The 14,347-nt window shown below is 68.1% G+C and carries 16 protein-coding genes and 1 riboswitch; of the genes, 11 read left to right on the forward strand and 5 right to left on the reverse strand.

The genetic code is table 11. The annotated features are described in order from the left end of the window. Positions 1 to 63 precede the first annotated feature (63 nt). From ACFMRZ_RS27405 to ACFMRZ_RS27415, 3 genes are read left to right on the forward strand one after another with little or no spacing between them, the layout of a single operon-like run. Complete coding sequence (locus ACFMRZ_RS27405) at positions 64 to 1,062, forward strand: hypothetical protein (RefSeq protein ID WP_400181288.1); 999 nt, start codon at positions 64 to 66, stop codon at positions 1,060 to 1,062. Between the two features lie 30 nt (positions 1,063 to 1,092). Continuing rightward, positions 1,093 to 2,388: a DUF4349 domain-containing protein gene (locus ACFMRZ_RS27410; RefSeq protein WP_400181289.1), complete on the forward strand. Its 1,296-nt coding sequence runs from the start codon at positions 1,093 to 1,095 to the stop codon at positions 2,386 to 2,388. Further along, on the forward strand, positions 2,345 to 2,575 hold the full coding sequence (locus ACFMRZ_RS27415) for a DUF167 domain-containing protein (protein ID WP_280274715.1): 231 nt from the start codon (positions 2,345 to 2,347) through the stop codon (positions 2,573 to 2,575). Before ACFMRZ_RS27410 ends, ACFMRZ_RS27415 begins: the two co-directional genes overlap by 44 nt. Before the next feature lie 4 nt (positions 2,576 to 2,579). On the opposite strand, the gene ACFMRZ_RS27420 is transcribed toward ACFMRZ_RS27415, so the two are convergent. Next, the gene (locus tag ACFMRZ_RS27420) at positions 2,580 to 3,056 is read right to left on the reverse strand and encodes a tRNA (cytidine(34)-2'-O)-methyltransferase (RefSeq protein WP_400181290.1); all 477 of its coding nucleotides are present in this window, start codon (positions 3,054 to 3,056) and stop codon (positions 2,580 to 2,582) included. Positions 3,057 to 3,200: 144 nt separating this feature from the next. Between ACFMRZ_RS27420 and ACFMRZ_RS27425 the strand changes: the two genes are divergently transcribed. Continuing rightward, a complete protein-coding gene (locus tag ACFMRZ_RS27425; protein ID WP_280274720.1) occupies positions 3,201 to 3,446 on the forward strand; it encodes a DUF3017 domain-containing protein in 246 nt (81 codons plus the stop codon). A 15-nt stretch (positions 3,447 to 3,461) separates the two neighbouring features. On the opposite strand, the gene ACFMRZ_RS27430 is transcribed toward ACFMRZ_RS27425, so the two are convergent. The 3 genes from ACFMRZ_RS27430 to ACFMRZ_RS27440 all read right to left on the reverse strand — a co-directional run bounded on the left by ACFMRZ_RS27430 (position 3,462) and on the right by ACFMRZ_RS27440 (position 5,799). After that, positions 3,462 to 4,622 carry a homoserine O-acetyltransferase gene (locus tag ACFMRZ_RS27430; RefSeq protein WP_400181291.1) on the reverse strand — a complete coding sequence of 387 codons (1,161 nt, stop codon included), beginning with the start codon at positions 4,620 to 4,622 and terminating at the stop codon, positions 3,462 to 3,464. Then, positions 4,619 to 4,867, reverse strand: coding sequence for a hypothetical protein (locus ACFMRZ_RS27435; protein WP_400181292.1), 249 nt, complete (start codon positions 4,865 to 4,867; stop codon positions 4,619 to 4,621). Before ACFMRZ_RS27435 ends, ACFMRZ_RS27430 begins: the two co-directional genes overlap by 4 nt. An 86-nt stretch (positions 4,868 to 4,953) precedes the next feature. Further along, positions 4,954 to 5,064, reverse strand: a riboswitch (SAM riboswitch). 51 nt (positions 5,065 to 5,115) lie between these two features. Further along, positions 5,116 to 5,799 (reverse strand): TetR/AcrR family transcriptional regulator, encoded by a 684-nt coding sequence (locus ACFMRZ_RS27440; RefSeq protein WP_400181293.1) that lies wholly within the window; start codon positions 5,797 to 5,799, stop codon positions 5,116 to 5,118. A 220-nt stretch (positions 5,800 to 6,019) separates the two neighbouring features. Here ACFMRZ_RS27440 and ACFMRZ_RS27445 point away from each other — a divergent pair, with 220 nt between their 5' ends. Further along, positions 6,020 to 7,423, forward strand: a complete 1,404-nt coding sequence (locus ACFMRZ_RS27445; RefSeq protein ID WP_400182982.1) for an MFS transporter — start codon at positions 6,020 to 6,022, stop codon at positions 7,421 to 7,423. Between the two features lie 266 nt (positions 7,424 to 7,689). Beyond that, the gene (locus ACFMRZ_RS27450) at positions 7,690 to 8,907 is read left to right on the forward strand and encodes an NADP-dependent isocitrate dehydrogenase (protein ID WP_280363444.1); all 1,218 of its coding nucleotides are present in this window, start codon (positions 7,690 to 7,692) and stop codon (positions 8,905 to 8,907) included. Positions 8,908 to 8,993: 86 nt separating this feature from the next. Here ACFMRZ_RS27450 and ACFMRZ_RS27455 read toward each other — a convergent pair whose 3' ends face one another. Then, complete coding sequence (locus tag ACFMRZ_RS27455; RefSeq protein WP_400181294.1) at positions 8,994 to 9,464, reverse strand: hypothetical protein; 471 nt, start codon at positions 9,462 to 9,464, stop codon at positions 8,994 to 8,996. Between the two features lie 181 nt (positions 9,465 to 9,645). Here ACFMRZ_RS27455 and ACFMRZ_RS27460 point away from each other — a divergent pair, with 181 nt between their 5' ends. From ACFMRZ_RS27460 to ACFMRZ_RS27480, 5 genes are all read left to right on the forward strand, one after another. Next, on the forward strand, positions 9,646 to 10,899 hold the full coding sequence (locus tag ACFMRZ_RS27460; protein ID WP_400181295.1) for an MFS transporter: 1,254 nt from the start codon (positions 9,646 to 9,648) through the stop codon (positions 10,897 to 10,899). A gap of 47 nt (positions 10,900 to 10,946) precedes the next feature. Continuing rightward, the gene (locus ACFMRZ_RS27465; RefSeq protein ID WP_280363440.1) at positions 10,947 to 11,591 is read left to right on the forward strand and encodes a helix-turn-helix domain-containing protein; all 645 of its coding nucleotides are present in this window, start codon (positions 10,947 to 10,949) and stop codon (positions 11,589 to 11,591) included. Positions 11,592 to 11,794: 203 nt separating this feature from the next. Further along, entirely contained in the window at positions 11,795 to 13,009 is a 1,215-nt protein-coding gene (locus tag ACFMRZ_RS27470; protein WP_400181296.1) for a lipid-transfer protein, read from the forward strand. Positions 13,010 to 13,036: 27 nt separating this feature from the next. Further along, positions 13,037 to 13,474: an SRPBCC family protein gene (locus ACFMRZ_RS27475; RefSeq protein ID WP_400181297.1), complete on the forward strand. Its 438-nt coding sequence runs from the start codon at positions 13,037 to 13,039 to the stop codon at positions 13,472 to 13,474. After that, positions 13,471 to 14,346, forward strand: coding sequence for a MaoC/PaaZ C-terminal domain-containing protein (locus ACFMRZ_RS27480; protein ID WP_400181298.1), 876 nt, complete (start codon positions 13,471 to 13,473; stop codon positions 14,344 to 14,346). The genes ACFMRZ_RS27475 and ACFMRZ_RS27480 overlap by 4 nt, the downstream gene beginning before the upstream one ends. Position 14,347: the final 1 nt, after the last annotated feature.

Consider the following 14,347-nt stretch of genomic DNA (forward strand, 5'->3'; position numbering starts at 1 on the left):
GTGGCGCACGGGTCGGAGGCCGTGGTCGACCGGCCGTTCGTGTTTCGGTCACGGAGCGAGTTGGTGCTTGCCACGGCGGATCGGGAGATCGGGCGGCATACCGGTGAATACGTGGATTTCGGTTTCACCCGCGATGATTCGCATGTTTACGCCCTCGATGACACTGGCCGGGTCGCTGTCGTGGAGACGGACAGTGGCGCCATGCTGCCGCAGCGGCTGGAGTGCCACTGCACGCGGATCTTTCCCCTGACCGGCACTACCGTCGGCTGGTGGCAGGAGCCCGACACCTATCTGCGGGCCGATCTGTTGAGCCCGAAACCCGTTGCGGCCATGTCGATCTCCCTGCCGCAGGAGTCCGTCGCCCCGGGCAATGTGCTCTCGGCCCCGCGACTGCTCACCGCCGACCAGCGAACCTTGATCATCGACCGCGTCGAGTCTCCGCGCGGCGCGTCCTGGGGCATCAACCATCTGTCGGCGGTCGACGCGGACACGGCCGCCGCCCGGCCGTTGGACACCATGGGAACGGGCGTCAACACCGCCTTCGCGACGGCCGCGTTGCGTCCTGACGGCCGGGCGGTCACGCTGAGCGGCTACGCGCGTGACGGGAACACCTGCGGCACCGCCCGTCTCGTGCGTATCGACCTGGCACGAGACCGCACGGAAACCTTCGACCCGCCATGGCTCGCGCCCTGTTCCGCGCTGACGGACCTACGCTGGCACGGTTCCGAGCCGATCATCACCAACCTGTCCTGGGAGCCGAACGCCCCGGACCACACCACCGCCACCGCCGTCTGGATTCAACAAGAGACGCGGTGGGATCGGCAGGGCGGCAACGACACTCTGCGGCGTGCGTCGCTCACACCCGTGGTCACGCTGGAAATCCGCCGCACCGGCCGCGATCGGGTCCGCACCGTGCATTCCGGTGCGCTCCTGCTGCTCGCCGGAACCGACGCCCGCGTTCTCGCGCACAATGTGGTGGACCTGCGCCTTCCGTACGGCGAACGGGAGCCGCCCGCAGACCGGCCGCCGCCACGATTACGGTCGGCGACGGATCACGGGTGAAACGTCCGGCGGATGGCTACGCTGCGTCCCATGAGAAGACTCGCTGTCCTGCCGGTCGGTCTGCTGACCCTGGCATTGCTGGCCGGGTGCGGGGGAGCCGAGCACTCCGATACCGCGCACGGTTCGGGATCCCGTGGCGCTCCGTACGCGGCGACCGCACCGTCCGGTCCGCCCGCCCTGCGCGAGGCCGGACCCGCGAGCCCGAAGCAGCAGAACAGCGACTCCGCCGACACCACCGTCGAGCGCAAGGAGATCGTCACAGGCAGCGTCGACATCACCACCGCCGACCCGATCGGCGCCGCCGGAAAGGTCGCCGACCGGGTGCGGACCGTCGACGGCCGGGTGGACAGCCGCTCCGAGCAGCCCGGCACCGACACCACCAAAGCCCGTGCGACGCTGACCGTCCGGGTGCCCGCCGACAAGACCGACGGCTTCGTCGACGGACTCGGCGGCATCGGCGAGGTCACCAGCGTGACCACCGAACGCTCGGACGTGACCATGCAATGGCAGGACCTCGACGCGCGGATCAAGGCCCTGCAGGCCTCGGTCGATCGCCTGCGCGCGCTGGTCTCGAGCGCCGCCACCACCGCCGACCTGATCGCCGCCGAGAACGCGCTGTCGAGCCGGCAGGGCGAGCTGGACAGCCTCACCGCCCGCAAACGCCAGCTGGACGACGAGGTCGCCCTGTCCACGCTCACCATCCAGCTCAGCACCGACGAGCCGCCGGGGTCGAAGCCCGACAACTACTGGAACCGCATCGTCGACGGCTGGAATTCGCTGGTGCGGGCGCTGAAGTCGACCGGTAACGCGCTCCCGTGGCTCGGGTTCCTGCTCCTGCTCGCCGCCGTCGTCTGGGGTGTAGTGCGGTTGGCGACCAGACGTCGTTCCCCTACGCCGCAACAGGTCCCGCCGACGCCGCCGGAATCGGAGCGGGATCCAGCCGCTGACAAGGCATCAGTCTCTCCGAAAGGCACGGCCGCCGAGAAGGCGCCAGCACCCGCGGAAAGGACTGCCGCCGAGAAGGTCTCGGTCCCGGCGGAAGGCGCGGCTGCCGAGAAGGCCTCGGTCTCCGCGGAAGAGACTGCAGCCCAGAAGACACCGGTCCACGCGGAAAGGACTGACGCCGAGAACGCTTCGGCTCCGGCGAAAAATGTTGCCGCCGAGAAGGCTTCAGCTCCCGCGGAAAACGCTGCCGCTGAGAAGGGATCGACTCCTGCGGAAGCCGCTGCCGCAGAGGGAGATTCGCCGCAGCGCACCGGAACGGCGGAAACAGGGGGTGCCGATGCCGCCGACCGTCGTCCGGGCGGTGATCAAGCCGAACAGTAAGAAGGGCCCGCTGGTCGAGTCCCTCGACGACGGCACGCTACAGCTTTACGTGCGTGCGCCCGCCGTCGAGGGCAAGGCGAACAAGGCCGCCGTCGAACTCCTGGCCGCACACTACGGCGTCCCGAAAAGCTCGGTCCGGCTCACGGCGGGAGCCACGTCCCGCTTCAAACGCTTCGAAATCGACTGACGTCCTACACCGCGCCCGGGAACCCCAGCTGCCGCCACGCCTCGTAGACCGCGACCGCCGCCGCATTGGACAGATTCATCGACCGTCGCCCGGGCAGCATCGGAATCCGCAGCTGATCGGTGATGCGGGAGTCGGCGAGCACGTCCTCCGGCAATCCGGTCGGCTCGGGCCCGAACAGCAGCACATCACCCTTGCGATAGGCGATATCGGTGTTGCGCGTCGTCGCCTTGGTCGTGAACGCGAATACCCGCTCGGGCCGGATGACCTGCCATGCGGCATCGAGATCGGCGTGCACGGTCACCGACGCCAGATCGTGGTAGTCCAGCCCCGCCCGGCGTAGCTTCGGTTCGGATAGATCGAAGCCGAGCGGTTCGATCAGATGCAGCTCACAGCCGGTGCCGGCCGCCAAGCGGATCGCGTTGCCCGTGTTGGGCGGGATACGAGGCTCGAAGAACACCACATGGAGCACGGCGACAAGCATCGCACGACCCCCGCATCGGCCGCTCCGGTGCCACATCGGCGGGACCGGCGCGCGCAATGCGAGAATCGGGGCGTGATCGAAGCCCCCGCAGCTCCCGCGCACCGCTCCGGCCCGGTCGGCCGGTTCTTCCGCAACCACCTGCCGATGCTGCTCGTGGTAACGGTGCTGTTGGTGGCCGTGGTGTTCGTGGCGCAGGACCGCTGGCGACGCGGCGCGTACGTGATCGGCGGGGCGACACTGCTGGCGTCGGCATTGCGGGCCTGCCTGCCGACCGCCCGGGTCGGGCTGCTCGCGGTGCGCGGCAAGCCCTTCGACGTCGGCGCCTACGCGGTGCTCGGCGGCGCCGTCATCGCCTTGGCCGCGACCATCAACAGCCTCGGCGTCGGCTGACGGCGAATCGACGGCTCAGCGCGCGGCCCGCGCCGAGTGCACCAGCTCCATCGTCTCCACCAGCAGCTTGCCGACCGCCTCGGTCTCGGTGAGGAAACCGTCGTGCCCGTCGCGCGAGTGCACTACCTCGAGGCCGCGGCAGCCCGGCAGCAGATCGGCCAACTCCTGCTGTGTGCGCAGCGGATACAGCCGATCCGAGTCGACGCCGCCGACGATGCAGGGCACGGGGGTGGCCGCCAGCGCGGCCGTGATCCCGCCCCGCCCGCGCCCGACATCGTGCCTGTTCATGGCCTCGGTCAGCAGCACGTAGGTGGCCGCGTCGAAGCGGTGTACCAGCTTCTGCGCCTGATACTCCAGGTAGCTCTGCACCGCGTAGCGGCCGCCGTCGCGCGGATCCTCGTCGTCCTGCGCATGGTTCTCGAAGCGGTGATCGAGTTCGAATTCGGTGCGGTAGGACAGGTGCGCGATCCGGCGGGCGATCCCCAGCCCGGCGGTCGGTGCGCGGCCGGTGCCGTGATAGTTGCCGCCTTGCCAGTTCGGGTCGGCCTGGATGGCGGCGATCTGGGTGGTCTGGGTGCCGATTTGATCGGCGGTGGCGCGGGCCCCGACGGCCAGCACCAGCGCGGCCTCGACCCGCTGCGGGTAGCCGACCATCCACTCCAGCACCCGCATCCCACCCATCGATCCGCCGACCACCGCGGCGAGTCGCTCGATGCCGAGCAGGTCGCACAGCGCCACCTCGGCGGTCACCTGATCGCGGATGGAGATCTCGGGAAACCTTGCGCCCCAGGGCTTTCCGTCCGGCGCGAGGGAGGACGGCCCGGTGCTGCCCTGACAGCCGCCGAGCACATTGGTGGCGATCACGCACCACTGGTCGGTGTCGAGCGGGGCGCCCGGCCCCACGACGCCGTCCCACCAGCCCGGCAGCGGATGCACCTCGTCCTGCGGGCCCACCACGTGTGAGTCGCCCGTCAGCGCGTGTTCGATCAGCACGACGTTGTCCGCGTCGGGCGACAGCTCGCCCCAACGCTGCACGGCCAGCTCGACCTCGGGAATCACCGCCCCGTTCTCCAGCCGGACCGCGCCGAGGGCGAGGGTGCCGAGCGTGCCGTCCGGCGGGGGCAACAGGGCAGCGGCGGCCGACCGGGTCGTCGTCGGTTCGGTGCTCACGGTCACCGTGCCGCCGCCGCGGGCCCGCCACACCGGCCGGCCGGAACGTCATCGATGCCGTGCGCCGCCCCGCCGGAGACCGGCCGCCCGCCGCGAGTCGGCCGCGCATGCTGGGCCGATGCCGAAGCGAGCAGGGGAGAACACACATCTTCGATGGTAGCGATACGACCGGACGGCATCGGATGCTCGGTGCCGCGCGGGCCGTGGGAGATGTTCGCCGGGTCGCAGACAGCAGCAGTCGAGTCGCTCATGTACTACTCCAGGTGAAAAGGCCGTATGCGGCTGTCAGCGGGGCTCGGGTAGCGACCGGCAACAACACATCTCGGGACCTCCTGATAAGTCGCGCTTGCTCTCGGCTTTCGAGAGCCCGGTCATCACCCGGAGCACCCCACCGCAACTGGAGGGTTGCCGGCCAGCAAGCCGGGGCTTGGCGCTGGCACTCATGACCTGAATGGGATGGTAGCGGATCGCCGGTGACGGAGGCGAGGCCAGGTCGCCGCTATCGTCGCGGGTCGCTGCCGCCGCCGTCGGCCGCGGCCACGGGAACCGCGCAGCGGCGGACGAACTCGTCGTAGGCGCCGCGCACTGCCCGCACACTGGCCTCCGCCGAGACCGCCGGCTCGCCCTCGGGCACCTCGGCATCGCATTCCATGCCGGTGCGCAGGATCGCGTTGAAGGTGGCCGCGATGAGCCGGACCGTCATCGATTCGCTGTCGGCGCCGATGCGCTCGGCGAGCGCGGTGTGGATCTCGACGGTCTTGGAGTCGGCGATGTCCATGCTGCGGGCTCGTACCGTCGGGCTGGTCCGGCTGATCCGCTGCATGCGCTGGAACCACTCGAACGGCACCGGGCCGTCCGAGATGCTCTCCGCGGTGACGGCCAGGTAGGTGTCGAGCAGGGCCTGCAGTTCGTTCCCCGTGACCGGTTGTTTGCGCAGTTCGGCGCCGATCGCCTTGCCCCAGTCCTCGATCGGGGCGAGGACGATGTCCTCCTTCAGCTCGAAGTACCGGTTCACCGTCCGCGGCGACACATCGGCCGCCTCCGCGATCTGCTCGACCGTCGTCGCCTCGAAGCCGTTCGCGTCGCACAACCGCAGCGCCACCTCGATGATGCGGTCCCTGGTCTGCTGCTTCTTGCGTTCACGCAGGCCGGGCTGGGCGTGACGCGGCGGTGAGTCGAGCATGCCCCGATTCTATCGCGATCGGCTCTCAATGTGACTAGTACCGCCAAATGTCACACTCGGACATTTTTCTCTTGACGCCAATTGTCGTCCGGTGACACGATGGCGACACAATTCTTTCGATGCAGGAGTCCCCTCATGACCGAAACCGGGACACTCGTTACTCCCGATACCTCCGCCGGGCCCAAGCTCGGCACGCTGGTGGGCGCTGGGCGTCATCGCCCTGGCCCAGCTCATGGTGGTGCTCGACGCCACGATCGTGACCATCTCGCTGCCGTTCGCCCAGCAGGACCTGGGCATCAGCGACGGCGACAAGCAGTGGGTGCTCACCGCCTACACGCTGATCTTCGGCGGCCTGCTGCTGCTCGGTGGCCGCCTCGCCGACTACCTGGGCCGCCGCCGGATCTTCCTGATCGGCCTGGTCGGCTTCGCCGCCGCGTCGGCGCTGGCCGGCCTGGCGCAGAACTCCGCGGAACTGTTCGCGGGCCGCGCGCTGCAGGGCGCCTTCGGTGCGCTGCTGGCCCCGGCGGCGCTGTCGCTGGTGTCGGTCACCTTCACCGAGGCGCGCGAAAGGGCAAGGGCCTTCGGCGTTTTCGCGGGCGTCTCGGCCGGCGGCGCGGCGATCGGCCTGATCGCCGGTGGCGCGCTCACCGAATATGCCAACTGGCGCTGGTGCCTGCTGGTGAACACGCCCGTCGCGCTGCTGGCGTTGGTCGGCGCGTTCGTGTTCGTCATCAAGGACGTGCCCGTGCCGCGGACCGGCGGTTACGACGTGCCGGGTGCGGTGACGGTGACCCTGGGCCTGATCTCGGTGGTGTACGGCTTCAGCCGCGCCGCCGAGGACGGCTGGCTGGCCTCCTCCACGCTCGCGCTGCTGATCGCCGGGGTGGCGCTGCTGATCGCGTTCGTGGCGATCGAGCGGCGTACCGCCAATCCGCTACTGCCGCTGCATATTCCGGGCGAACTCAACCGCGGCGGGTCGTTCCTGGTGGCGCTGCTGGTGCCGATCGCGATGTTCGCGATGTTCATCAACCTCAGCTACTACCTGCAGATCACCCTCGACTACAGCCCGCTGCAGGCCGGTGTCGCGTTCCTGCCCTTCCCGATCGGCATCGTGATCTCGGCGGGCGTGGCCAGCGCGCTGCTGCCTCGCATCGGTCCGCGGCCGCTGATGATCGGCGGTGGCATTCTGGGCACGGCGGGCCTGCTCTACCTGGCGCAGCTGGACTTCGGTGACAGCTTCGCCGCGACCGTGCTGCCGTCGACGGTGCTGATCGCACTCGGGATGGGCGCGCTGTTCGTGTCCATGCAGACCACCGCGCTGCATCAGGTCGAGGAGAAGGATTCCGGCGTGGCCAGCGCGCTGCTCAACGCCGCCCAGCAGGTCGGCGGCGCGATCGGCACGGCCCTGCTGACCACCATCTCGGTGCAGGTGGCCGAGCGGTACGCCGAGAACAACCCGACCGCCGACAACCTGATGGCCCGCGCCGCGATCCACAGCTACGACATCGCCTTCTACATCGGTGCCGGATTCTTCCTGGCCTCGATCCTGATCGTCGCGCTGATGATCCGCGACAAGCCGGAGAACCTCCTCGAGGGCGCCGAGCACGCGCCGATGGCTGTCTGATTACTCGCAGGCGGGGAAGGGCCGGTGCCGCTGAGGTGGCACCGGCCCTCGTGTGCGACCCCGCGAATGTGATGTGACCGTCTCTCAATGGGACGGCCCCTGGAAGTGAGACCCAGCGCACCAGTACGCTTGTCTTGTTTAGTACCTCGAAGTCTCGCGGACAACGCGGGGCGTATACGTTGTCTGTTGAACAGCTGGGGTCCGCTCACAAGCGTGTTCACCTGGCCGTGCAATGGGAGCACCTTCCTAGGAGGACACGAAGATCCATGTCCAAGATCAAGGTTGAAGGTACCGTCGTCGAACTCGATGGCGACGAGATGACCCGGATCATCTGGCAGTTCATCAAGGACAAATTGGTCCATCCGTACCTGGACATCAATCTCGAGTATTACGACCTCGGTATCGAGTATCGGGACAAGACCGACGATCAGGTGACCGTCGACGCCGCCAACGCCATCAAGCAGCACGGCGTGGGCGTCAAGTGCGCCACCATCACGCCCGACGAGGCGCGCGTCAAGGAATTCGGGCTGAAGAAGATGTGGCGGTCGCCCAACGGCACCATCCGCAACATCCTCGGCGGCACGATCTTCCGCGCGCCGATCATCATCTCCAACGTCCCGCGCCTGGTTCCGGGCTGGACGAAGCCGATCATCATCGGCCGTCACGCGTTCGGTGACCAGTACCGCGCCACCGACTTCAAGGTGCATCAGGCGGGCACCGTCACCCTCACCTTCACGCCCGAGGACGGCTCCGAGCCGATCCAGCACGAGGTCGTGCGGATGCCCGAGGACGGCGGCGTGGTCATGGGCATGTACAACTTCAAGAAGTCCATCGAGGACTTCGCGCGCGCGTCGCTGAACTACGGCCTGCAGCAGAACTACCCGGTCTACATGTCGACCAAGAACACCATCCTGAAGGCCTACGACGGCATGTTCAAGGACACCTTCCAGGAGGTCTACGAGACCGAGTTCAAGAACGAGTTCGACGCCGCCGGCCTCACCTACGAGCACCGGTTGATCGACGACATGGTGGCCTCCGCGCTGAAGTGGGAGGGCGGCTACGTCTGGGCGTGCAAGAACTACGACGGCGACGTGCAGTCCGACACCGTGGCGCAGGGCTTCGGCTCGCTGGGCCTGATGACCTCGGTGCTGCTGACCCCGGACGGGCGAACCTGTGAGGCCGAGGCCGCGCACGGCACGGTGACCCGCCACTATCGTCAGCACCAGCAGGGCAAGCCGACCTCCACCAACCCGATCGCCTCGATCTTCGCGTGGACCCGCGGCATCGCCCATCGCGGCAAGCTGGACAACACCCCCGAGGTCATCGGCTTCGCGCAGACCCTCGAGGATGTCGTCATCAAGACCGTCGAGGACGGCCAGATGACCAAGGACCTGGCGCTGCTGGTCGGCGGCGATCAGGGCTATCTCACCACCGAGGAATTCCTCGGTGTGCTCGATGCCAACCTGGCGCGCGAACTGCGCTGAGCACCCGCACGAGAAGCTGAACAACCGGGCACCCGCCCCCACCGCACCCCGGTGGCCGCGGGTGCCCGAATTGTTCTCGCGGCGACCTACTTCCGCAACAACGTGACCACCTCGGTCAGCGTGTGCTGCATCTGCCGCAGGTACCCCTCGATGTTGTCGAGCCGCCGATCCGTGCCCCCGCTCCACGCCTCCCCTTGATCGAATCGCTCGTCCACCTTGTCGAACCGCGTGCCCACCTTGTCGAACCGCGTGTCTACCTTGTCGAACCGCGTGCCCATCTTGTCCAGCCGCGTGTCCATCTTGTCGAACCGCCGGTCCATCCCGTCCAGGCGCGCATCCGTCTGGTCGAAGCGGCGACTGTGCTGTCGCAGCGTCGCGATGAGGATCCCGAACTGGCGGCCGCTGGTTCGCTGGAAGCGGCGTAGGCGCAGGTCGACCCCGCGCACCGCGGCCAGGGAGGTGTGTGCGGTGCGGTTGGTGTCGTCGTTCATTTCGTAGAGGTCGTCGACGTCGTGACGCAACCGGTCGACAATCGGGTCTCGCTGCGGCTTGGTCATGACGACAACGCTAGAGGCCACGCGAACCCGGCGGAAGCGGGCGATCGGCGATTGGGGATAACCGATCCGGCTGTGAATAGCGGCATTTTCGGAGCGTCTGGGCGGGCAGTTCCGACCCCGGTGAGTGAGATCACCGTCCCTCCGGGATGCGTAAGCGTTCGCCGCCGTGTTGCGGTGAAGCGTGGCTTCCGTCTCCGAGCCCGCCGTGGCCTTCCCCCAGTCCTCCTCCGCCGAGCCGTCCGCCGCCGACGTCCCCGCGGTCGATCACCCCGGTCGCACCGATTGGCATGTCCCCGCGATGCTGGCGCTGGCGCTCGGCGGTTTCGGCATCGGCACCACCGAATTCGTCACCATGGGTTTGCTGCCGGATATCGCGCACGCCATGAACGTCTCGGAGCCGACCGCCGGACACGCGGTGTCGGCGTACGCGCTGGGCGTGGTGGTCGGCGCGCCGGTCATCGCGGCGCTGTGCGCACGGGTGCCGCGCAAGCGCCTGCTGATCGCGCTGATGGTCGCCTTCACCGTAGGCAATGTCGCGACAGTGCTGGCGCCCTCGTTCGCGACCCTGACGGCCGCGCGCTTCGTTTCCGGGCTGCCGCACGGCGCCTACTTCGGGGTGGCATCTCTCGCGGCCGCCACTCTGGCGCCGGTCGGGCAGCGCGCGAAGGCGGTTGCCGCGGTTATGCTGGGATTGAGCGCCGCCAACGTTGTCGGCGTTCCCGCGGCCACGTGGCTCGGCCAGCATCTCGGGTGGCGGGATGCCTACGGGGTGGTCGCCGTGATCGGACTGGCGACCGTGTTCGCCATCGCGAAATTCGTTCCGGAACTGACCGGCGTCCGCGTGACCGATCCGCGTACCGAACTCGGTGCGCTGGGCCGCTCCCAGGTATTGCTGACGCTGCTGGTCGGCGCCGTCGGATTCGGCGGCATGTTCGCCGTCTACACCTACATCACCACCACGCTCACCGATGTCGCGGGCATGCCGATCGGGCTGGTGCCGATCGTGTTGGCGCTGTTCGGTCTGGGCATGATCGCCGGAAACATCGTCGGCGGCGTGCTCGCCGATCGCGGTGTGGAGCGCGCGGTGTTCCTGGCGCTGGTGTCCATGGTCGTCATTCTCGCCGGATTCGTTGCGGCCGCGCACAATCCGTTCACGGCAGGCGCGGGTGCGTTCCTGGTCGGCGCGTCCGGCGCGGCCTTGGCTCCCGGCCTGCAGATCCGCCTGATGGATGTCGCGCACGACGCTCAGACCCTCGCCGCCGCCCTCAACCACGCCGCCCTGAACATCGCCAATGCCGCCGGCGCGTGGCTCGGCGGGCTGGTGATCGCGGCGGGCCTCGGGTACACCGCTCCCGCGGTGGTCGGGGCGGGTCTGGCGGTGGCGGGCGTGCTGATGTTCACCGGAACCGTCTGGCTCGCCCGCCGGGCGCGGTAGTCACGCACATTTTCATTCAGCAGTGCATGTAAGTGTATGATTCCCGGATGGTCAGGCCCGCAGTCTCGAAACCGCAGCGCCGCACGCAGGAGCAGCGTAGTAGCGAGATGCGCGTCCGCCTGCTCGACGCCACCATAGACTGCCTGGTCGAGTACGGCTACGCGGGCACCACGACGCCCCGGGTCGCCGAGCGCGCGGGCGTCACCCGGGGCGCGCAGGTCCACCATTTCGGCTCCAAGACCGATCTCGTGGTGGCCGCGATCAGCCATCTCGCGCAGCGCCGCACCGATGCGGCGATGCGGGAACTGGGCCGATTCCGACACGAGGGTGACCCGGTCGCCGCGGTGCTGGACTTCCTGTGGGAACTGCACCAGGGCCCGCTGTTCATCGCGGCGATGGAGCTGTGGGTGGCGGGCCGCGTGGATCGGGTGCTGGCCGCCGAGATGGCGAAGGTCGAGCCGTTCGTCAACAACGCGGTGCTGATGGCGGTCGCCCAGCTGGTACCCGACGAGGTCGACCGCAAGACCGCCCGCGACTTCGTCTACACCGCGATGGACGCGCTGCGCGGAATCCTGGTCTCCAACTTCATCGATCCGGACTCCGACCGCGCCCTGCGGCGTTGGAAACGCGCCTCGGCACACCTGCGCATCGCCGCCGAATCCTCCCTGCCGGGACTGCGCGCGGGACGCTGATCCGCACCGCCGAAGTGCAATGCGCCGACACAGCGACTCGGCCATTCCGCCTTGCATACCTCCGCGGCTGTATATGACCGCGTAAGACCCGTATCTCCACCCCGACCCGGCATTCAGCGCCTTATCCGCGCCCACATCTTGCGTAGTTACATACAGCTCCGTATGTTTGTTTTCAGATCAGACCGCGCGAGGTGAGGAGTTCGATGGCGAACAAGGTCTACGTCGTCGGCGTCGGCATGACGAAATTCGAGAAGCCGGGTCGGCGTCAGGTCGAGGACGCGGACGGCACGCGGGCGTGGGACTACCCGGACATGGCGCGGGAGTCGGGCACCAAAGCCCTTGCCGACGCGGGCATTTCCTACGACCGGGTGCAGCAGGCGTATGTCGGCTACGTGTACGGCGAGTCGACATCGGGCCAGCGAGCCGTCTACGAGCTGGGCATGACCGGCATCCCGGTGGTCAATGTCAACAACAACTGCTCGACCGGCTCCACCGCGCTCTACCTTGCGGCACAGGCGATTCGGGGCGGACTGGCCGACTGCACACTGGCCCTGGGCTTCGAGAAGATGCAGCCGGGTTCGCTCGGCTCCACCTGGGACGACCGCGAGCAGCCGATGGCCAAGCACATGATGGCGCTGGCGGAGATCTCCGAGGTGCTGTTTCCCCCGGCACCGTGGATGTTCGGCGCCGCCGGTCGCGAGCACATGCAGGCCTACGGCACCACCGCCGAGCATTTCGCGAAGATCGGGTACAAGAACCACAAGCACTCGGTCAACAACCCGTATTCGCAGTTCCAGGACGAGTATTCGCTCCAGGACATTCTCGACGCGCGGATGATCTACGACCCGCTGACCAAGCTGCAGTGCTCGCCGACCTCCGACGGTTCCGGCGCGGCGATCCTGGCGTCCGAGAAGTTCGTCGACGAACACGGCCTGGCGAGTCGGGCGGTTGAGATAGTCGGCCAGGCCATGACCACCGACTTCGCCTCCACCTTCGACGGCACCGCCAAGAGCATCATCGGCTACGACATGAACGTGCAGGCGGCGCGCCAGGTCTACGAGCAGTCCGGCCTCGGCCCGGAGGACTTCCAGGTGATCGAGCTGCACGACTGCTTCTCGGCCAACGAACTGCTGCTGTACGAGGCGCTCGGGCTGTGCGGCGAGGGCGAGGCCGGGAAGCTCATCGACGACAACCAGACCACCTACGGCGGCAAGTGGGTGGTCAACCCGTCCGGCGGCCTGATCTCCAAGGGACATCCGTTGGGCGCAACGGGTCTGGCCCAGTGCAGCGAGCTGACCTGGCAGCTGCGCGGGCAGTCGGACCAGCGGCAGGTGCCGAATGTGACCGCGGCCCTGCAACACAACATCGGCCTGGGCGGCGCGGCCGTCGTCACGGCCTACCAGCGCGCGGACCGCTGAGTCCGGCCGACGACGAAAGAGAGCACCATGGGCCACATCGAATACACCAAGACCCTGTCCGCGAACCCCGAGGCCCTGTGGGCCGTGGTCGGCAACCCGAACACCTGGGGCGACTGGTTCTCCATCCACGAACGCTGGATGGAGGAGCCGCCGACCACTCTCGAGGTGGGCAACAAGCTGGTGGCCAAGGTCGTCATGCTCGGCATGGCCAACAAGTTCGAATGGCGCGTCGCGGCCGTCGAGGCGGGCCGCACGCTGACGCTGACCGCGACCGGAATGGCCGGCGTGAAGGTCGAATTCACCTTCACTCTCGCCCCCGCCGCGGACGGCACGGAGCTGTCGGTCAACGGCGACTTCGAGGGCGCGTTGATCAAGGGCGCGCTCGGCAAGGCGGTGGAGAAGGACGGCAGCAAACAGCTCGAGAAGTCCCTCGAGCAGCTCGAGGTGCTGGCAGCGGCGGCGTGAGCACCGAAACCGGCGGCCGCGTAGTCGAATTCGACGACTCCGGCTTGAACCGCTGGTGTGACGAGGAACGTTTCGAGGTCCTGGCCGAACGCATCGCCGAATACGCCGCCGCCACCAACGATCCCATCGAGGCGCACCGGGGCGGGGATGTGGCGCCGCCGGTCTTCGCGATCGTGCCGGTCTTCGACGCCATGCTGGTCCCGGTCATCGATGTGGCGCCGATGGACATCTTCGGCCGAGTCGTGCACGGCGAGCAGGACTTCCACTTCCACCGTCCGATCCGCCCGGGGGAGACGCTGGTCTCGCGGGCGCGGGCGATCGGGTACGCGGGCCGGTCCAACGGCAGCGGCATCACGGTGCACATCGAATGTCGCACGGAGTCCGGCGAACTCGTGAACGAGCAATACCTGACCGCCTTCTTCCGCAACATCGACGCGGGAAAGACGGTCGGCCGGCCCGCGCCGGAGCACAAGTTCGACGAGAGCCTGCGCGCGCAGGACCCGGTCGCCGAGGTGACCCAGCGCATCGACCTCGACCAGACCTACCGCTACGCACCGGCTTCGGGCGACCCGGTACCGCTGCATCTCGACGAGGAGGTTGCCAAGGACGCCGGGCTGCCGGGCATCATCGCGCACGGCCTGTGCACCATGGCCTTCGCCTCGTGGGCGGTGCTCACCGAGGTCGGCGGTTCGGATGCGCACCGGCTGCGGCGCTTCGCGGTGCGATTCGCCAAGATGGTCTTTCCGGGTGACGAACTACGCACCCGGATCTGGAAGGTGAAGTCCGACAAGGGCATCACCACCTACGCCTTCGAAACGGTGCGCGGCGCGGACGTGGTGCTCAGCGACGGCCTGGCCGAGATCGCGGACTGAA

The sequence above is a fragment of the Nocardia sp. N2S4-5 genome (genome assembly GCF_044628355.1).
GTDB lineage: Bacteria > Actinomycetota > Actinomycetes > Mycobacteriales > Mycobacteriaceae > Nocardia > Nocardia wallacei_B.